The 18,791-nt window shown below is 73.5% G+C and carries 12 protein-coding genes; 8 read left to right on the top strand and 4 right to left on the bottom strand.

The features are described 5' to 3' along the window. Positions 1-17: 17 nt before the first annotated feature. Both ACIOFR_RS11930 and ACIOFR_RS11925 read right to left on the bottom strand, forming a co-directional pair. The gene (locus ACIOFR_RS11930; protein ID WP_400995227.1) at positions 18-1,211 is read right to left on the bottom strand and encodes an ROK family transcriptional regulator; all 1,194 of its coding nucleotides are present in this window, start codon (positions 1,209-1,211) and stop codon (positions 18-20) included. A gap of 217 nt (positions 1,212-1,428) precedes the next feature. Then, positions 1,429-2,538 (bottom strand): mechanosensitive ion channel family protein, encoded by a 1,110-nt coding sequence (locus tag ACIOFR_RS11925; protein WP_400995354.1) that lies wholly within the window; start codon positions 2,536-2,538, stop codon positions 1,429-1,431. 394 nt (positions 2,539-2,932) lie between these two features. Between ACIOFR_RS11925 and ACIOFR_RS11920 the strand changes: the two genes are divergently transcribed. Together ACIOFR_RS11920 and ACIOFR_RS11915 are read left to right on the top strand one after the other, a co-directional pair. Then, positions 2,933-3,565: an HNH endonuclease gene (locus ACIOFR_RS11920; RefSeq protein WP_371499756.1), complete on the top strand. Its 633-nt coding sequence runs from the start codon at positions 2,933-2,935 to the stop codon at positions 3,563-3,565. A 138-nt stretch (positions 3,566-3,703) separates the two neighbouring features. After that, complete coding sequence (locus tag ACIOFR_RS11915) at positions 3,704-4,414, top strand: HAD family hydrolase (RefSeq protein ID WP_400995224.1); 711 nt, start codon at positions 3,704-3,706, stop codon at positions 4,412-4,414. Here the strand turns inward: ACIOFR_RS11915 and ACIOFR_RS11910 are convergent. Next, positions 4,396-8,160, bottom strand: coding sequence for a beta-N-acetylglucosaminidase domain-containing protein (locus ACIOFR_RS11910; RefSeq protein ID WP_400995220.1), 3,765 nt, complete (start codon positions 8,158-8,160; stop codon positions 4,396-4,398). The genes ACIOFR_RS11915 and ACIOFR_RS11910 overlap by 19 nt on opposite strands. Before the next feature lie 298 nt (positions 8,161-8,458). Here ACIOFR_RS11910 and malQ point away from each other — a divergent pair, with 298 nt between their 5' ends. Then, a complete protein-coding gene (gene malQ, locus ACIOFR_RS11905) occupies positions 8,459-10,588 on the top strand; it encodes a 4-alpha-glucanotransferase (RefSeq protein ID WP_400995218.1) in 2,130 nt (709 codons plus the stop codon). A 21-nt stretch (positions 10,589-10,609) separates the two neighbouring features. Beyond that, a complete protein-coding gene (locus ACIOFR_RS11900; RefSeq protein ID WP_400995215.1) occupies positions 10,610-10,837 on the top strand; it encodes a hypothetical protein in 228 nt (75 codons plus the stop codon). A gap of 150 nt (positions 10,838-10,987) precedes the next feature. Here the strand turns inward: ACIOFR_RS11900 and pepN are convergent, their stop codons facing one another. Next, entirely contained in the window at positions 10,988-13,579 is a 2,592-nt protein-coding gene (gene pepN, locus ACIOFR_RS11895; RefSeq protein ID WP_400995212.1) for an aminopeptidase N, read from the bottom strand. Between the two features lie 314 nt (positions 13,580-13,893). Here pepN and ACIOFR_RS11890 point away from each other — a divergent pair, with 314 nt between their 5' ends. The 4 genes from ACIOFR_RS11890 (at position 13,894) to ACIOFR_RS11875 (ending at position 18,610) form a co-directional block, all read left to right on the top strand. Then, positions 13,894-15,090 carry an ROK family protein gene (locus tag ACIOFR_RS11890; protein ID WP_400995352.1) on the top strand — a complete coding sequence of 399 codons (1,197 nt, stop codon included), beginning with the start codon at positions 13,894-13,896 and terminating at the stop codon, positions 15,088-15,090. A gap of 187 nt (positions 15,091-15,277) precedes the next feature. Further along, positions 15,278-16,372 carry a sugar ABC transporter substrate-binding protein gene (locus ACIOFR_RS11885; RefSeq protein ID WP_400995210.1) on the top strand — a complete coding sequence of 365 codons (1,095 nt, stop codon included), beginning with the start codon at positions 15,278-15,280 and terminating at the stop codon, positions 16,370-16,372. Between the two features lie 193 nt (positions 16,373-16,565). Further along, positions 16,566-17,354: an ATP-binding cassette domain-containing protein gene (locus tag ACIOFR_RS11880; protein ID WP_371499770.1), complete on the top strand. Its 789-nt coding sequence runs from the start codon at positions 16,566-16,568 to the stop codon at positions 17,352-17,354. After that, positions 17,351-18,610 (top strand): sugar ABC transporter permease, encoded by a 1,260-nt coding sequence (locus ACIOFR_RS11875; RefSeq protein WP_400995206.1) that lies wholly within the window; start codon positions 17,351-17,353, stop codon positions 18,608-18,610. The genes ACIOFR_RS11880 and ACIOFR_RS11875 overlap by 4 nt, the downstream gene beginning before the upstream one ends. Positions 18,611-18,791 lie beyond the last annotated feature (181 nt).

The following is an 18,791-nucleotide window of genomic DNA, read 5'->3' as shown; positions in this document are numbered from 1 at the left end:
GGGGCGGGCGCCCGGCTTCAGTGGGTCGTGAAGACGGCGTCCCGGGCGGTGGCGAGGGCGCGCTGCAGTGCGCCGTGCAGGACGGGGGAGCCGGGGACGGTGCTGGAGCGCACCTCCGGCCGGGGCATGGCGATCCGGGCCAGCGAGTCCTGGACGAGCTCGCGCAGCCGTTCGCCGCCGGCGGTCGGCACCCCGCCGGCCAGCACCAGCAGTTCCGGGTCGACCACCGCGACGACGGCGGCCAGTCCGACGGCGATCCGCTCGGCAAGGACGGCGAGGAACTCCTCGCCCGCGCCGGGGGTCTCCAGCGCGAGTGCGACGGCCTGTTCGGCGTCGGGCGCGTTCAGCCCGTGCGCGCGGGCCAGGGCGAGCACGGCGGGGGCGCCGGCCAGCTCCTGGAAGCCGCCGGAGTTCTTGCGTCGGACGTCGTGCACCACCGGCGCGCCGGGCACCGGCATGTAGCCGACCTCGCCGGCGCCGCCGGTGAAGCCGCGGTGCAGCCGCCCGGCGATCACGATCGCGGCGCCGACGCCCTCCTCGGCCCAGAGCAGGACGAAGTCCTCGCTGCCCCGGGCGGCGCCGACGGCCTGCTCGGCGATGGCGGCCAGGTTGACGTCGTTCTCGACGGTGACCGGCGCGCCGACCGCCTCGGTCAGCTCGGCGACCAGCCGCGGCGAGTGCCAGCCGGGCAGGTGGGTGGCGTACCGCAGGCGGCCGGTGACCGGGTCGAGCGCGCCGCCGATGCCGAGGACGGCCTGGTGCAGGCTGCCCTCGGGAAGACCCGCCTGCCGGACGGTCTCGGCGACGGCCTCCGCCACCCGCCGGACGGTCTCGGCGGCGGGCCACCCCTTGGTGGTCACCTGGTGTTCGGCGAGGGTGTCGCCGGTGATGTCGGCGACGGCGACCCGGACGTGGGTGGTGGTGACGTCCAGGCCGGCCACGTACCCGGCGGCCGGGTTGACCTGGTAGAGCTGCGCGTTCGGCCCGGGCCCGCCGGCGGTGGTGCCGACCGGGACGACCAGGCCGGCCGTCTCCAGCCGGGCCAGCAGCTGGGAGGCGGTGGGCTTGGACAGCCCGGTCAGCGTCCCGATCTGGGTGCGCGAGAGCGGGCCGTTGGCCAGCAGCAGTTCGAGGGCGGCGCGGTCGTTGATGGCACGCAGCAGGCTGGGGGTGCCGGCCAGCGGCGCACGGGAACGGGTGGTGTCGGTCACAGGCCCGATCCTCCTCCGCCGGCCGGGCGCGGCGCCGCCCGGGGTCGCTGTTCGATGAACTGTTAGGAAAGTTTCCAATTCCTGAGGAGGACCGTAGGTCCCACCCCGGGCGGGTGTCAATGGCCCCGCCGGGCCCGATCGGCGAACGCGGCCCCGAACGCCGGGAGCCCCGCCCCCCTGGCAGGGGGAACGGGGCTCCGGAACGGGACGGGAGGGGTCAGCCGGCGGCCGGCCCGGCGCCGTCCGCGCTCTGCGGCGGGATCGGCTTGGCGGCCAGCGACCGGGCCGAACCCGGATCGGCCAGCACCGAGGGCGGCAGGATCTCGACCACCACGGGCGGCGCGGCGGCGGCGGCACCCGCACCGGCCGGCGCCTCCTCCTTGAGCTTCACGCCCGCCAGGTCGAACGCGGCCTTCAGTCGCAGCCGCAGCGTCCGCGCCACCAGCGTGGCGTTGCCGGGGGAGCAGCGCGCCTCGACCCGCAGCACCACGGAGTCCGCGGCCACGGACTCGACGCCCAGTACCTTGACCCGGCCCCAGATCAGTTCGTCGAACGGGGTCTCCTTGGCCAGTTGCTCGGCGGCCTCGGTGATCAGGGCCTCGACCCGCTCCAGGTCCTCCTTGTAGCCGACCTGCACGTCCACCGCGGCGGTCGCCCAGCCCTGGCTCATGTTGGCGATCCGCTTGACCTCGCCGTTGCGGATGTACCAGATCTCGCCGCCGGTGCCGCGGAGCTTGGTCACCCGCAGGCCGACCTCCAGCACCGTGCCGGTGGCCACCCCGGTGTCGATCTCGTCGCCGACGCCGTACTGGTCCTCCATGATCATGAAGACCCCGGAGAGGAAGTCCGTCACCAGGTTCCGTGCGCCGAAACCGATCGCGACACCCGCGACACCGGCGCTGGCCAGCAGCGGCGCCAGGTTCACCCCGAGGGCGGACAGCACCATCAGCGCGGCCGTGCCCAGGATGGTGAACGAGGCGACGCTGCGCAGCACCGAGCCGATCGCCTCCGAGCGCTGCTGGCGGCGCTCGGTGTTGACCATGCCGCTGTTGGCCAGCAGCCCGCCGAGCCGGCTCAGCTCGGCCTCCGCCTCCGACGGGCGGCCCATCCGCGCGATCAGCTTGTCGATCAGCTTGCGGACCATCGCCCGCAGCACCAGGGCGAGCACCACGATGAACAGGATCCGCAGCGCACCCTCCACCCAGCCCTGCCAGTTCGCGTCCAACCAGCTCGCGGCCTGCTTGGTGGAACTGCTCACCTCGTCGGCGCTGGTCGGCAGCGTGAACGTGAGCGAGGGCGTCGCGGGCGCCGGGGTGAGGTCGGCGATCGGGCTGACGGGGGCGGATCGAACCACGTGCGGGGCTTCCTTCCGGGCAGGGCTACGACGGGGCCGCCCGGTCGGGACGGACCGTCGCGCCCAGCCTATCGGCCGCGGGCCACCCGGCCGGACGCGCCGTCAGCCGTCCGGACGCCCTCGAAAGGGCCCCCCACCAGGGGCGCGGAGTGCAGCGGGACCGCCCGGTGGGCATACCGGGATATGACGGAATGCACATCGGGGTGGCGCCGGATGTGCACTGTCCGTTACTGAACGATCCGTTAGGAAGGAAATGGTGGCGCCGCACGAACACGTAAGGCGACACTGGTGGAGATCGCGCTCAAATGCGTGATCACCCGCTCGTCCCGGCGCGAGCCACGCGCCGCAGGCGTCCAAGGAGGCCTCCGTGCCGCATGTCCTGGTCCTCAACGCGTCGTACGAGCCACTCGGCGTCGTATCGATGCGCCGCGCACTCATCCTGGTCCTCAGTCACAAGGCGGTCTGCCTGGAGGACTCCGGAATCACTCTGCACAGCGCCACCAGCGCCGTTCCGGCGCCGTCCGTCGTCCGACTGACCCGCTTCGTCCGGGTCCCCTACCGCGGGCCCGTTCCGCTCACCCGCCGCGCACTGTTCGCCCGGGACCACGGGCGCTGCGTCTACTGCGGGGCCGCCGCCACCAGCGTCGACCACGTCATCCCGCGCAGCCGGGGCGGCCAGCACCGGTGGGACAACGTGGTCGCGGCCTGCCGCCGCTGCAACCACACCAAGGCCGACCGCCACCTGACCGAGCTCGGCTGGCGCATGAAGCACCCCCCGGCCGCCCCGAGCGGCCTTGCCTGGCGGGTGATCGGCACGGGGATCAAGGACCCGCGCTGGCGCCCCTACCTGGAGCCGTACGGCGGTCTCGACCAGCTGCACCAGCAGCTGAGCGGCTTCGAGCACCACGACCATACCGACGGTGGCGGCGTCCTGCCGGCCCCGCACGGCCGGTCGCGCCCCATCCGCCGCGGAGAGCAGCCCGAGCCGCTCTCCGCCTGACAGACAAGGGCCTGCCCGACACATCCCCCGGTATGCCTCATGGGCCGCCTGCGCACCCCCAGTGGGAGCGCGGGCGGCCCGCCGTCTGCCGGCCCTCGCGCCCGCCCGCCGCCCCGCCGCCAGAACGGACGGATCCCGATGACCACGCTGCCCGCCGCCCCGCCGCCGCCCGCACCCGGGACGCCCGTTGCGGCGATCTCCTTCGACGGCGACGACACCCTCTGGGACTTCGACTCCGGCTTCGACGCGGCCGTCGAGCACAGCGCCCGCCTGCTCAGCGAGGCGCTCGGCCCGCCGGCGGTCACGGTGCGGTGGCTGCACGAGGTCCGCGACGAGGTCGCGCTCGGCCTGCCCGGCGCCGGTCCCGGGGTGGTCCGGCGGGCGGCCTTCGCGGAGTCGGTGCGCCGCCGCGGGGGCGCACCCGGGCTGGCCGCCGAGGTCCACCGGGCCTTCACCGCCGTCCGGGCCGAGCGCACCGAGCTCTACCCGGAGACCCTGGACGTGCTGCGCGAGCTGTCCGCGCGGGTCCCGCTGGCGCTCACCAGCAACGGCAACACCGAGCTGGGCTGGCTCGGCCTGGAGCACCTGTTCACCGTGGTCACCCGGGCCGCCGAGTGCGGGATCCACAAGCCCGACCCCGGCATCTACCGGCTCACCGCCGAGCGCCTGGGCGTCCCGCCGGAGCGGGTGCTGCACGTCGGCGACCACCCGGTCGAGGACCTGGCCGGCGCCCGGGCCGCCGGCCTGCCCGCGCTGCTGCTGGACCGCACCGGCCGCACGCCGGGCGCGCTCACCTCACTGCGCGGTCTGGCCGGGCTGCTGGACGGCCGTCACGGGGTCACGGCGTAGGCCTCCACGCCCCACAGCGAGTACCCGTAGGTGGTCGCCCTGCTGACCCCCTGCACCCGCAGGTACTGGGTGTCCGGGGCGTCGAAGCGCAGCGTCTCGTTGCCGCCGGTGCTGTCGTCGACGGTGGCGACGGTGGTCCAGCTGATCCCGTCCGCGGAGGTCTGCAGGCGGTACGAGGAGGCGTAGGCCTCCTGCCAGTGCAGCACCGCCGAGCCCAGCCGGACCTTCTCCGGGAGCCGGATCTGCACCCAGGCGTCGTCCGCGGCCTTCGCCGACCAGCGGGTCTTGGGGTCACCGTCGGTGACGGCCGAGGCCGGCTGGGAGGCGGAGGCGTCGCCGGAGGAGGAGGCGGTGCCGTTCCTGGCCAGGTCCGGGCCGCCGGTCGGCGGGACCACGTGCACCTGGAGCACCTGCTTCACCGTCAGCGTGCCGACGGTGAAGGTGATCGGCACCTGGTACGTGCCCGACGGCGTCCCGGCCGCCGCGGCGACCTGCACCGGGGAGCCGACCTTCGCGCCGCGCGGCACGGTGACGGCTCCCGCGGGGGTGACCGTCAGGCCCTTGGCCTCGGCCGGAACCTCGGCCTTGAGCAGGCCGGCGGCACCCTCCGGGCGGCCGGCCTCCAGCACCGCCTTGGTCTGCACCGGAGTGCTCTGACCGGCCACCACGTCGAGCGTGCCGGGGGAGAGGGTGAGCCGGGCCGCCGGCACGTCGGCGTACCAGGGGATGATCTGGTTGACCACGGGGGCCTCCCCGCCCGGCGCCCAGACCAGCCGGATCGCCTCGGCGGGGCCGCCGCCCGCGGGGAGCTCGTTGTAGCCGGGCTTCACCGGGCCGATCGCCGCCCAGCTGCCGTCGGGCCGGCGCACCTCGGCGGTGGCCGTGGCCCGGACCGACGGGTCGGTCAGCACGGTCACCCGGTCCAGCGGGCGCGGCGCGCCCAGCTCGACGGTCAGCGGCGCGGTGTTGGTGCCGGGCGCGCCGGCCGCCCGCCAGGCGGTGTCCGGGTCGCCGTCCAGCACCGCGGCCGCCGAGGAACCGGGCGCGGCCGGCGGGGCGCTCACGCTGGCCGGGCTGTCGCCGGGCGCCGCCACGCTGAACTCGCGGATCGCGACCGCCGTCTTCTGGCCCGCGGTGGCACGCAGCCGGACGGCCTTGACCACCGTGCCGGCCGGGGCGTCCACCGAGATGGTCATCTGGTTGTGCACCTTGGCCAGCTGGTGCCAGCCGCCCGTCCCGGTGGAGTACTCCAGCACCGCGTCGTGCAGGTAGTCCCCGGCGGCGCCGGCCGCGTCCGGGCCGTTGCCCCAGGAGCCCATCAGCACGGTGACCCGGCCGACCGGACGGGCGGTGCCCAGGTCCAGCCCGACGGTGTCGCCGGTGGTCGGCGGGCCGGCGCTCCAGTAGAAGGTGTCCGCGGAGCCGTCTGCCATCAGGGCCGGCACGTGGTCGTGGGCGCTGCCGAAGGTACTGCTGGCGGTGATCCCGCCGGCCGTGATGCCGGACCAGGTGTCGGCGGACTGCACGGCACGCTCCAGGAAACCGTCCAGCACGCCGGCGCCGACCGTCACCGGGCTGCCGTCCAGCCGCTCGCGCAGGCTGCGCAGCCGGATCCGGGCGTCCCAGGCGGCGTTGCCGTCCCCGCCGCGCTGGGCCAGCAGCATGTCCAGGGCGGCCTGGCCGGCCTGGCCGTACGCGGCGAGCTTGGTCAGCCAGGGCGCGGCCTCGGGCCCGATCGGGTCGGCGGACAGGGCCTGCGGGGCGTTCGCCATGGTCGCGAAGGCCTCCCGGACGGGCCCGGCGGCCTCGGCCAGCCGCGCCAGGTCCGGGGCGTTGCCGCCGGTCGGTTCCAGGGCCGCCCAGAACCGCTCCAGCAGCGGCACCAGGTAGCCGGACTCCTGGCGGGCGAGCGGCGAGGAGGAGCTGTTGCCGGCCAGCGCGGTCAGCGCGGCCAGCTCGGCGGGGTCGGCCGCCAGCGAGTGCAGGGCGGCGGTCCAGGAATCCGTCGGCTGATAGCCGTCCGGCTTCCAGCCGAAGTCGGCGGCGGTCGCCAGCGGGATCCGGGAGGCGACCGGCTGGCTCATCGCCGCGGTCAGCAGCACCGCCGAGCGCTTCGCCACGTCGGGGTCGCGCCCGGCGTAGCCGCCGAGGTACAGCCGCTCGGGGGTGGAGTCGTTGACCGGGTAGTTGTCCATGGTCATCAGCGGCCGGCCGTACAGCGCCGCCGTCTCGTCGAACTGGCCGCCGGTCACCTTGGCCGGGATCGCCGACCCGCCGCTCCAGGCCACCTGGACGTCCTTCGGCAGGGCCGCCGCCAGGGCCGTCCGGTACGGCGTGGCGCCCTGCTTCTGGTACTCGGTCGGCATCACCGACAGCTGGACCGGATCCGGGCGCTTGGCCAGGTGCTCGCGGACCTTGCCGGTCAGCGCGGCCTGCGCCTTGGCGGCGGCCGCCGGGCCGGTGCCGAAGGCCTTCCGGTCGGCGGAGCAGTGCCACTCGTCGTAGCTGGCGTCCAGGAACTGCAACTGGAAGGCCCGGAAGCCCAGTTGGTGCAGCGAGTCGAGCTTGGCCAGCAGTGCGTCGAGGTCCCTGCCGGAGCTGTAGCAGAACGACTGCCCGGGGTCGATCGCGTAGCCGAGCGTCACGTGGTTGTCCCGGGCCCGGGCCGCCAGCTCGCGCAGTTCGTCCGACTGGCGGGCCGGGTAGGCCTCGCGCCAGCGGGACAGCCGGTACGGGTCGCCGCCGGGCGCGTAGAGGAAGAAGTTCTGCTTGGTGCGGCCGAGGAAGTCGATCTGCTCCAGCCGCTCCTCGGCGGTCCACGGGGTGCCGTAGAAGCTCTCGGCGGTGCCACGCACGGCGGCGCCGCTCGGCCAGTCGCGGATCGTCAGGCCCGGGAAGCCCTTGGCGCCCTCGCCCTGGCCCTGGCCGGGGGAGAGCGGGGCCAGCAGCTGCCGCAGGCTCTGCGCGCCGTAGAAGGTGCCGGCGCCGTCCGCGCCCACCAGCACCACGGCGCCGTAGCTGCCACCCCCGGCGGCGGGCAGCTGCCCGATCGTCAGGACGTAGCCGCCGGCCGGCAGCCCGGCCGTCTCCGGCACCGCGCCGCCGCCCGCGGCGGCCAGGTCGTGCAGCATCCGGTCGGCCTGCCCGCTCGCGCGGCCGACGTACACCACCAGCGAACCGGCGGCCGGGGCCGGCGCCTCCGGCGTCGGCGTGACCTCGGTGGCGCCCGCACCGCCCAGCACCTGCCGGACGGCGTCCAGTGCCGCGCCGTCCGCGCCGTCGCCGGTGACCAGGCTGACCGCGCCCGGCACGCTGACGGGCCGTCCGGCGGACTGGAGCTGCTGCGGGCGCGGGAACACCTGCGGGTCGGCGAGCGAGCCGAGCGGGGTGGCCATCGAGGTGCTCGCCACCCGGTGGTCGCCGACCGGCGCCGCGAACGCGCCCGGGGACCCGACCAGCAGCCCGCTGACCACGGCGGCGGCCGAGAGGGTCGCGGCGAGCTGGATCGTGCTGCTGCGCCGCCCGGACCTGCGCTCCGCGCGGACCGAGGCGAGCAGCGGGGCCGTGCCCTTGATGTCGGCGATGAACCGGTCGGCGGCCTTCGGGGCCATCTGACGGGCCGTGCGGGCGGCCGTCCGGCGGGCGGCCAGTGCGGCCGGGTGGTAGAGCACGTCGCGCAGGGCCGCGCTGTCCCTGATCTGCTGCCTGAGCCGGCGTCCCGCCGCTTCCGAAACGCGCGCCTGCACAGGAGCCTCCTCGCACCGAAAGCGCAGCTCACCGACCCCGCCGCCGCGGATCGTCGAACTGCCGCACCACCCTTGACCCGCCTAGCGACCACAGCCCACCAGGTGCCTGGTCCGGTGTCAACGTCGTTGACTTCAATGCGTTTAATGTCCAGATTGTCTGCTGAGCATGCCGGGCGGCCCCGCGTGGCCGCCCGCGCGACCCCGCGCGCTCGTGTCGGTCGGGGTCGCGCGGCCCCCGTACGGGTAGGACTGTGGCTGTTCGCATCGGGCGTCCTCACCGACCTCTGGGAGCCGCAGCGTGGCCGCATACCTGGACCGTGACGAAACCGGCAAGAGCGGGCAGGCGCCCGCCGAGGACAGTCCGGCCCCGCCGCCGGAACTGGTCGCGCTGGCGCACGCGTACGGGGTGGACAGCACGTACGACCCGGGCAGCGGCCCGGTGCCGGTGGCGCCGGACACGCTGGTCGCCGTGCTCGCGGCGCTCGGCGTCGACGCCGGCACGCCGCAGGCCGTCCGGGATTCGATGGAGCGTCACCGGGAGCGCCAGGCGGCCCGGTTGCTGCCGCCGTGCGTCGTGGTGCGGGCCGGACGGCGCACCGCGCTGGACGTCCCCGCGGACGCCCGGCTGAGCATCGAGCTGGAGGACGGCGGCACGTGGACGCTGCCGACCGGCCACTCGCACTGGCTGCCCGCCGACCTCCCGCTCGGCCGGCACCGCCTCACCGCCCGGGTGGGCGGCCGCGAGGCCGCCGCGCCGCTGATCGTGGCGCCGCAGCGGGTGCCGGAGCCGGCCGGCCGCGGCTGGGGCTTCCTCGCGCAGCTGTACTCGGTGCTGTCCGAACGCTCCTGGGGCATGGGCGACCTGGGCGACCTCGGCGAGCTGGCGCAGTGGGCCGGCAACGAGCTGGGCGCAGACTTCGTCCAGCTCAACCCGCTGCACGCGGGCCTGCCCGGCGCCCCCTCCGACCCGTCCCCGTACCGCCCCTCCTCCCGCCGCTTCGCCGACCCGGTGCACCTGCGGATCGAGGCGCTCCCCGAGTACGCCTACGCCGACCTCGGCGACCTGCCGCGCCGCGCCGCCCACCTGCGCGACGAGGTGCTGCGGCACGACGGCCTGATCGACCGCGACGCCGTCTGGGCCCTGAAGCGGCAGGCCCTGGACATCCTGCACCGCGTCCCCCGGGGCGCCGGCCGGGACGCGGCCTACCGGGCCTTCGTCGCCCGCGAGGGCGCCTGGCTGGAGCAGTACGCCACCTGGTGCGCCCTGGCCGAGCGGCACGGCGGCGACCGGCACCACTGGCCGAAGGGCCTGCGGCACCCCGACAGCCCCCATGTCGCCCTCGCCAGGCAGGAGTTGGCGCCGGCCGTCGAGTTCCACCGCTGGCTGGCCTGGCTGGTGGACGAGCAGCTCGAACGGGCCCAGCACACCGCCGAGCAGGCCGGGATGGCGGTCGGCCTGATCCACGACCTGGCGGTCGGCGTGCACCCGGACGGCGCCGACGCCTGGGTCCTCCAGGACGTCCTCGCCGACAACATCTCGGTCGGCGCCCCGCCGGACGCCTTCAACGCGCACGGCCAGGACTGGGGCCTGCCGCCCTGGCGCCCCGACGCCCTGGCCGAGGCCGGCTACGCCCCGTACGCGGAACTGCTGCGGGCCTCGGCCCGGCACGCGGGGGCGATCCGGATCGACCACGTGATGGGCCTGTTCCGGCTCTGGTGGGTGCCGGCCGGGCACCCGCCCACCCGCGGCGCGTACGTCCGTTACGACGCGGAGGCGATGCTCGGGGTGCTCGCGCTGGAGGCGCACCGGGCCGGCGCCCGGGTGATCGGCGAGGACCTCGGCACGGTCGAGCCCGGGGTGCGGGAGGAGCTGACCGCCCGGGGCGTCCTCGGCACCTCGGTGCTCTGGTTCGAGCGGGACTGGCAGGACAAGGGCGCCGTCCTGCCGCCCGAGCGCTGGCGCCCCGGCTGCCTGGCCACCCTCACCACCCACGACCTGCCCAGCACCGCGGCCCGGCTGACCGGCGAGCACGTCGAACTGCGGCACCGCCTGGGCCTGCTGGCCCGCCCGCTCGGCGAGGAGCAGGCCGAGGCCGCGGCCGAGCTGACGGAGTGGCACGCCGAGCTGGTCCGGGCCGGCCTGATCGGGGCCGGCGAGGACCTCACCCCCGAGGCGCTGCACGCCTTCCTGCTGGCCACCCCGGCCGCACTGGTCGGCGTCTGGTTGCCCGACACGGTCGGCGACCCCCGCCCGCAGAACCTCCCCGGCACCTGGGACCAGTACCCGAACTGGCGCCTGCCGGTCGCCGACGCCACCGGCACCCCCGTCACCCTGGAACAGCTGGCCACGGCCCCGGCCGCCGCCCGGCTCGCGGCCCTGGCCGCCGCCCGCACCGGAAGGCGCACCCCGCCGCGCGGGGGCCGGTAAGCGGCCGGTACCTTGGGAAACGTGGACAAGAGGAACGCTTTGCGCGCCGGTGCGGTCTCCGCAGCGGCCACGCTGATGATGCTGATGTCGACGCCCGCCATGGCGCTGGTGCGGGACGACGGTGACGACCCGGGGCAGAGCCTGAGCGTCGCCCAGACGCTGGGCCTGTTCGTGGCGTTGCCGATCGTGCTGTTCCTCGTGATCGCCGGCCTGGTCATGCTCCCCTCGCTCGGCAAGGGCAAGAAGTAGCAGCAGACACCCGGGACCCCCGTCGCCTCTCCGGAGGCGGCGGGGGTCGTCGTGCATGCCGGGGCTGACGCCGCCCGGCCGGTCGCGGGACGTCAGGGCGACGCGAGAGGGGCCGGACACGCGTCCGGCCCCTCTCGCGTCGGCGGTGGGTCAGTGACCCGGCGTCCGGGCCCCGGCCGCGCGGTCGGCCGCCTGGGCCTTCAGCGCGCGCTCGATGCCCGCCCGGGCCTCCACGACCTGCCGGCGCAGCGCCGGGACCGGCTCGGCCGAGGCCAGCCAGGCGTCGGTGGCGTCCAGGGTGGCCTGCTCGACCAGGAAGGACGGGTACAGGCCGACGACGATCTGCTGCGAGATCTCGTGGCTGCGGGTCTCGTAGATCCCCTTGACCGCGGCGAAGTACTTGGCGGCGTAGGGGGCGAGCAGCTCCCGCTGGTCGGACTGCTGGAAGCCGCTGATGACGGCCTCCTGGACGTAGTTGGTGAGCACGTCCGACTCCACCACCGACGCCCAGGCCTCGGCCTTGGCCTCGGCGGTCGGGCGGGAGGCGCGGCAGCTGGCCGCGTGCTCCTGCCCGGCCGCGGTGTTGTCTCGGGCCAGCTCCGCCTCGACGGCCTTGTCGTCGGCGCGGCCGGTGGCGACCAGGCGGGAGAGCAGGGTCCAGCGCAGCTCGGTGTCGACGGCCAGGCCGTCCAGCACCGTGGAGCCGTCCAGCAGGCCGGCCAGCAGGGCGAGCTGCTCGTCGGTGCGGGCGACGGCGGACAGCGTGCGGGTCCAGGCCAGCTGGTGGTCGCTGCCGGGGGCGGCGGCGCGCAGGTGCTGCTCGGCGGCGGCGGCCCAGCGCTGGAGGCCCTGCTCGCGCCAGTCCGGGTCGGCGTAGGCGTCCAGGGCCAGCTTGGCCTGGCGCTGCACCGACTGGACCACGCCGATGTCGGACTCCCGGGTGAGGCCGGAGACGGCCAGCTCCAGGTAGTCGCGGGCGGCGAGCTCGCCGTCGCGGGTCATGTCCCAGGCGGAGGCCCAGCACAGTGCCCGGGGCAGGGGCTCCGCGAAGTCGCCGAGGTGCTCGGTGACGACGGCCAGCGAGGCGGCGTCCAGACGCACCTTGGCGTACGAGAGGTCGTCGTCGTTGAGCAGCAGCACGGCGGGCTTGGCGCGGCCGGCCAGCTCGGGGACCTCGGTGCGCGCGCCGTCGACGTCGAGCTCGATCCGGTCGGTGCGCACGAGCGCGCCGTCCTGGAGCTCGTAGACGCCGACCGCGATCCGGTGCGGGCGCAGCACGGCCTCGCCCTTGGCGCCGGCGGGCAGGGCCGGGGCCTCCTGGAGCACGGCGAAGGAGGTGATGGTGCCGTCCTCGGCGACCTCGACGGCCGGGCGCAGGACGTTGATGCCGGCCGTCTCCAGCCACGCCTTGGACCAGGTCTTGAGGTCGCGGCCGCTGGCCTTCTCCAGGGCGCCGAGCAGGTCGCTGAGCCGGGTGTTGCCCCAGGCGTGCTGCTTGAAGTAGGCGCGGACGCCCTCGAAGAAGGCGTCCTGGCCGACGTAGGCCACCAGCTGCTTGAGCACCGAGGCGCCCTTGGCGTAGGTGATGCCGTCGAAGTTGACCTGGACGTCCTCCAGGTCGTTGATCTCCGCCATGATCGGGTGGGTGGACGGCAGCTGGTCCTGCCGGTACGCCCAGGTCTTCATCTGGTTGGCGAAGGTGGTCCAGGAGTTCGGCCACTTGGAGCCGGGCGCCTCGGCCTGGCAGACCGCCTCGGCGAAGGTCGCGAACGACTCGTTCAGCCAGAGGTCGTTCCACCACTCCATGGTGACCAGGTCGCCGAACCACATGTGGGCCAGCTCGTGCAGGATGGTGGCGGCGCGGCCCTCGTAGGCGGCGTCGGTCACCTTGGAACGGAAGACGTACTGGTCGCGCAGGGTGACGGCGCCCGCGTTCTCCATCGCGCCGGCGTTGAACTCCGGTACGAAGAGCTGGTCGTACTTGGCGAACGGGTAGGCGAAGTCGAACTTCTCCTGGAAGTAGTCGAAGCCCTGCTTGGTGACGTCGAAGATCGCCTCGGCGTCCAGGAACTCGCGCAGCGAGGGGCGGCAGTAGACGCCCAGCGGCACGCGCTGCTCGCCGCTGGCGTACTCGTCGAAGACGCCCACGTACGGGCCGGCCACCAGCGCGGTGATGTAGCTGGAGATCCGGGGGGTCGGCTCGAAGGACCACACCTGGGTGTCGCCCTCGCCGGCCGGCTCGGGGGTGGGCGAGTTGGAGACCACGACCCAGCCGCGCGGGGCGGTGACGGTGAACCGGAAGGTGGCCTTCAGGTCGGGCTGCTCGAAGCTGGCGAAGACGCGGCGGGCGTCCGGCACCTCGAACTGGGTGTAGAGGTAGGTCTCGCCGTCGACCGGGTCGACGAAGCGGTGCAGGCCCTCACCGGTGTTGGTGTAGGCGCAGTCGGCGACCACCCGCAGCTCGTTCTGGGCCTGGAGGCCGGGCAGCGCGATCCGGCTGTCGGCGAAGTTGGCCAGGTCGAGGACCTCGCCGTTCAGCACGATCTCGGACACGCTCGGCGCGACCAGGTCGATGAAGCTGTCGGCGCCGGGAGTCGTGGCGGAGAACCGGACCACGGTGGTGGACCTGAACGTGCCACCCGCCCGGGCGGTGCCCAGGTCGAGCTCGATCTCGTACGCGTCCACGTGCAGGAGCTGGGCCCGGGTGCGGGCCTCCTCACGGGTCAAGTTGGTGCCAGGCACTCGCAGGACTCCTTTGTCAGGCTCGGATGCACAGGCATCCTCCCATGCCCGGGACCGGTGTGGACCTTGGAATTCCCGCCCGCGCCGCGGGCCCGCGGGCGGCCGGACGGAGGTTTCGGAACGGTCCCGGTTGGTGCTTCACACGGCGGCGAGTGGGGCGCTGAGCTTAGAGTTCAGAAGTTGAAGCTGAACAGCTGGTTGAGGGATCAACGCCGTCAGGTGACGATCACCGACGCCACAGGAGCTCCGCCGCAAAGGCGCGGCAGGGGCGGGGACGGTCGAGTCCCCGTGCCCTGGGAGGGTGAATCATGTCGATGGACACGCCGGGATCGCAGTCCTCGTTGCACCGGGCCAACCTCGAACGGGTGCTGCGCGCGGTGCGGATGGCCGGCTCGCTCACCCAGGCCGAGATCGCCCGGGGCACCGGCCTGTCGGCCGCCACGGTGTCCAACATCGTCCGGGAGCTCAAGGAGAGCGGCACCGTGGTGGTCGCCGACACCTCCTCGGGCGGGCGCCGGGCCCGCAGCGTCTCGCTCAGCGGGGACGCCGGGATCGTGGTCGGCGTCGACTTCGGCCACACCCACCTGAGAGTCGCGGTCGGCAACCTGGCCCACCGGGTGCTGGCCGAGGAGAGCGAGCCGATCGACGTCGACGTCTCCGCCCAGCAGGGCTTCGACCGGGCCGAGGCCCTGGTCGACCGCCTGCTGGCGCAGGCGGGTTTCCGCCCGGACAAGGTGATCGGCGTCGGCCTGGGCGTGCCCGGGCCGATCGACCTGGAGACCGGCGCGCTCGGCTCCACCGCGATCCTGCCCGGCTGGACGGGCATCGCCCCGGGCAAGGAGCTCGCCCAGCGGCTGGGCATGGAGGTGCACGTCGACAACGACGCAAACCTGGGCGCGCTGGGCGAGCTGGTGTGGGGGGCCGGGCGCGGGCTGAGCGACCTGGCGTACATCAAGGTGGCCAGCGGTGTCGGCTCCGGGCTGGTGATAAACGGTCAGATCTACCGCGGCCCGGGCGGCACGGCGGGCGAGATCGGGCACATCACGCTGGACGAGGCCGGGCCGGTCTGCCGCTGCGGCAACCGCGGCTGCCTGGAGACCTTCGTGGGCTCCCGGTACCTGCTCAACCTCTTGAACGCCAACCACCCGGGTGAGCTGACCCTGACCAAGGTGGTCCAGCTGGCCCAGCAGGGCGACCTCGGCTGCCGCCGGGTGATCGCGGACGCCGGCCGGCAGATCGGAATGGGCGTCGCCACCCTGTGCAACCTGCTCAACCCGCGCCGGATCATCCTCGGCGGCGATCTCGCCGAGGCCGGTGAGCTGGTGCTTTCCTCGATCCGGGACTCGGTGGCCCGCTACGCCATCCCCAGCGCCGCGCGGCAGCTCTCGGTCGTTCCGGGCACGCTCGGTGGTCGGGCCGAGGTGCTCGGTGCGCTCGCGCTGGTGATGAGCGAGATGGGTGAATCGGGCGCAATCCGGCAGACCGGGGTCGCTGCGACGAGCCAGGGCTGACCGGGCGACAGGACGGGCGCCGGGGCCGCTCGGACGGGTTGGTCTCGGCTTCGCCTTCAGGAAGATAACGAAAGGGTTCGAATCCTGGGTCTTCCGGTTTTACTTATTGACGACAAGCAGACGAGCCGGGTTGACTCCCTTCCACCTCGCCGCAACGTTGCGGCTCTGTCAGGGAGGCACCCCCCACATGAACGCAATGATGCGTCGCGCTGTCATCGGTACCGCCGCGGTTTCGATGGCCCTCTCCATGGCCGCCTGCGGCAAGGCCGGCAGTGACAAGAAGGACAGCGCCGCGTCCGGCGACACCAAGTCGATCGGTCTGCTGCTCCCCGAGAACGCCTCGTCGACCCGTTACGAGTCCTTCGACAAGCCGTTCATCGAGGCCAAGGTCAAGGCGCTCTGCGCCGACTGCAACGTCAAGTACAGCAACGCCGAGGGTTCGGCTGCCAAGCAGAAGCAGCAGTTCGACACCCTGATCGCCCAGGGCGTGAAGGTCATCATCCTGGACGCCTTCGACGCCAAGTCGACCCAGTCCTGGGTCAAGGAGGCGGCCGACAAGGGCGTCAAGGTCGTCGCGTACGACCGCCTGGCCACCGGCCCGGTCGCCGCCTACGTCTCGTTCGACAACGAGAAGGTCGGCGAGCTCCAGGGCCAGGCCCTGGTCGACGCCCTGGGTGCCAAGGCCGCCGACGCCAACATCGTCATGATCAACGGTGACGACGCCGACCCGAACGCCGGCAAGTTCAAGTCAGGTGCGCACAAGGTCCTGGACGGCAAGGTCAAGAAGGTCGTCTACGAGCAGTCCGGTGAGTGGAAGCCCACCGTCGCGGGCCAGAAGGTCGGCGCCGCCATCACCCAGCTCGGCAAGGACGGCTTCCAGGCCGTCTACTCCGCCAACGACGGCATGGCCGCCGCGATCATCACCCAGCTCAAGGGCGCGGGCATCACCGTCCCGGTCGGCGGGCAGGACGCGGGTCTCGACGCCATCCAGCGCCTCGTCTCCGGCGACCAGGCCTACACCATCTACAAGGCCTACCGTCCGCTGGCCGACTCGGCCGCCGAGCTCGCCGTCAACCTGCTGCAGGGCAAGGACATCAAGTCCGTCGCCTCCGCCAGCATCGACAGCGACACCGACAAGGGCATCCCGGCCAAGCTGCTGGAGCCGAAGGTCGTCACCAAGGCCAACATCCAGGACACCGTGATCGCCGACGGCCTCTACAAGGCCGCGGACATCTGCACCGGCGACTACGCCGCCGCCTGCGCCACGGCCGGCCTGAAGTAATCCCCGGCGGGCGACGCTCCCCCCACCCCGGGTGAGCGTCGCCCGCTCCGGCACGGCGTGCCAGCACCCCCGTCCTCCCCGGTGAGGGCGGGCCGCCGTGCCCCCCAAACCTTTTCGCACTACCCCTTCGCGCCCGGGTCGGCGCGCGGCGGCCGTGCCATGCCCACCGCGGCGGGCGCACGGAATGAAGGAGATGGTTCACGTGACAGGCGCACCCGTACTGGCGTTGCGCGGGGTCTCCAAGCGCTTCGGCGCCGTCCAGGCGCTGACCGACGTCCACCTGGAGGTGCACGCCGGTGAGGTGGTCGCCCTGGTGGGCGACAACGGCGCGGGCAAGTCGACGCTGGTGAAGACCATCGCCGGCGTCCACCCGATCGACGAGGGTGCCATCGAGTGGGAGGGCGCCCAGGTCGGCATCAACCGGCCGCACGACGCCCAGGCGCTCGGCGTCGCCACCGTCTACCAGGACCTCGCGCTCTGCGACAACCTCGACGTGGTCGGCAACCTCTTCCTCGGCCGCGAGCTGAAGAAGTTCGGCACGCTCGACGAGGTCGGCATGGAGAAGCGGGCCAAGGAGCTGCTCGACACGCTGTCGATCCGCATCCCGAGCGTCCGGATCCCGATCGCCGCGCTCTCCGGCGGCCAGCGCCAGGTGGTCGCGATCGCCCGCGCCCTGGTCGGCGACCCGAAGATCGTCATCCTGGACGAGCCGACCGCCGCGCTCGGCGTCGAGCAGACCGCCCAGGTGCTCGACCTGGTCGAGCGCCTGCGCGACCGCGGCCTCGGAGTGATCCTGATCAGCCACAACATGGCCGACGTGAAGGCCGTCGCGGACACCGTCGCGGTGCTCCGCCTGGGCCGCAACAACGGCGTCTTCGAGGTGGCCACCACCTCGCACGAGGAGATCATCTCCGCCATCACCGGCGCCACCGAGAACGCCGTGACCCGGCGTCAGGCACGTCTCGCGGAGGACGCGAAGTGAGCACCAGCCAGACCACCACCGACACCCCGCCGGCCGCGATCGACCCCCGGCTGCTGGTCCGCGAGGCGGGCTTCGCGGGCTACGTCGAGGAGTTCAAGCGGAAGATGAAGAGCGGCGACCTGGGCTCCGTCCCGGTCGTGCTCGGCCTGATCCTGATCGCGGCCATCTTCCAGACCGTCTCCGGCGACTTCCTGAACGCCGACAACCTGACCAACATCACCAAGTGGATCGCGGGCCCCGGCCTGATCGCGGTCGGCATCGTCTTCGTGCTGCTGCTCGGTGAGATCGACCTGTCGCTCGGCTCGGTGGCCGGCGTCTCGGCGGCCATCGCCTCGGTGCTCTCGGTCCGCTCGGGCATCAACGAGTGGCTGGCCGTGCTGATCGCGATGGCGGTCGGCATCGGCATGGGCGCCCTGCACGGCTTCTTCTTCGCCAAGATCGGCGTCCCGGCCTTCGTGGTCACCCTGGCCGGCATGCTGGCCTGGATGGGCCTGCAGAACTCCGTGCTCGGCGACAAGGGCACCGTCAACCTGCTGAACGACGGCGTGATCGCCAAGCTGGACACCTACTTCCTGGGTGACGGCGACGTCTTCTTCACCTGGGCCTTCGCGATCCTCGGCATCGCCCTGTTCGGCGCCGGCCAGCTGATCGACAGCCGCCGCCGCTCGGCCGCCGGCCTGTCGGCCCGCCCGATGAGCGAGATCGCCCTGCGCACCGGCGTGATCGCGGTGATCGGCCTGGTCGCGGCGTACATGCTGAACCAGGACCGCGGCCTGCCGCTGCCCCTGGTGGTCTTCTTCGGCATCGTGGTCGTCACCGACTTCGTGCTGCGCCGCACCTCCTACGGCCGCCAGATCTTCGCGGTCGGCGGTGGCGTCGAGGCCGCCCGCCGGGCCGGCATCAACGTCGCCTGGGTCCGGATCTCGGTCTTCATGATCTCGGCCGGCATGGCCTCCCTCGGCGGTCTGTTCATCGCGTCCCAGCAGGGCTCGGCGGACAAGCTGCTCGGTGGCGGCAGCGTCCTGATGAACTCGATCGCGGCCGCGGTCATCGGCGGCACCAGCCTCTTCGGCGGCCGGGGCAAGACCTGGTCGGCGCTGCTCGGCATCCTGGTGATCCAGTCGATCATCACCGGCCTGGACCTGGTCCACGTCAACCAGGCCATCCAGTACATGATCACCGGCGCGGTCCTGCTCGGCGCGGTGGTGCTGGACTCGGTCTCCCGGCGGACCCAGAAGTCCTCCGGCCGGGGCTGACCCCCGCAGAACGGTGTGAGGCTCGGCACCCGAACCATTCGGGTGCCGAGCCTCGTCGTGTTGGGTGGGTGCCATCGGTCCTGGTGGGGCGCCGTCGGTGCAGAGTGACCGCACTGGTACGACTAGTACGACAACCGGCGTGCCGCGTGGCGTCCGGCAGGTGGACATTAGACTCGACCGG

The sequence above is a fragment of the Kitasatospora sp. NPDC088346 genome (assembly GCF_044740765.1).
GTDB lineage: Bacteria > Actinomycetota > Actinomycetes > Streptomycetales > Streptomycetaceae > Kitasatospora.
The sequence above is the reverse complement of the archived record's forward strand: the minus strand, read 5'-3'. Positions and strand labels throughout refer to the sequence as shown.

Excerpts from the sequence above, each read along its gene's own strand:
- ACIOFR_RS11915 (WP_400995224.1), top strand. The coding sequence starts at position 3,704 with ATGACCACGCTGCCCGCCGCCCCGCCGCCGCCCGCACCCGGGACGCCC.
- ACIOFR_RS11890 (WP_400995352.1), top strand. The coding sequence starts at position 13,894 with ATGGACACGCCGGGATCGCAGTCCTCGTTGCACCGGGCCAACCTCGAA.
- ACIOFR_RS11885 (WP_400995210.1), top strand. The coding sequence starts at position 15,278 with ATGAACGCAATGATGCGTCGCGCTGTCATCGGTACCGCCGCGGTTTCG.
- ACIOFR_RS11880 (WP_371499770.1), top strand. The coding sequence starts at position 16,566 with ATGGTTCACGTGACAGGCGCACCCGTACTGGCGTTGCGCGGGGTCTCC.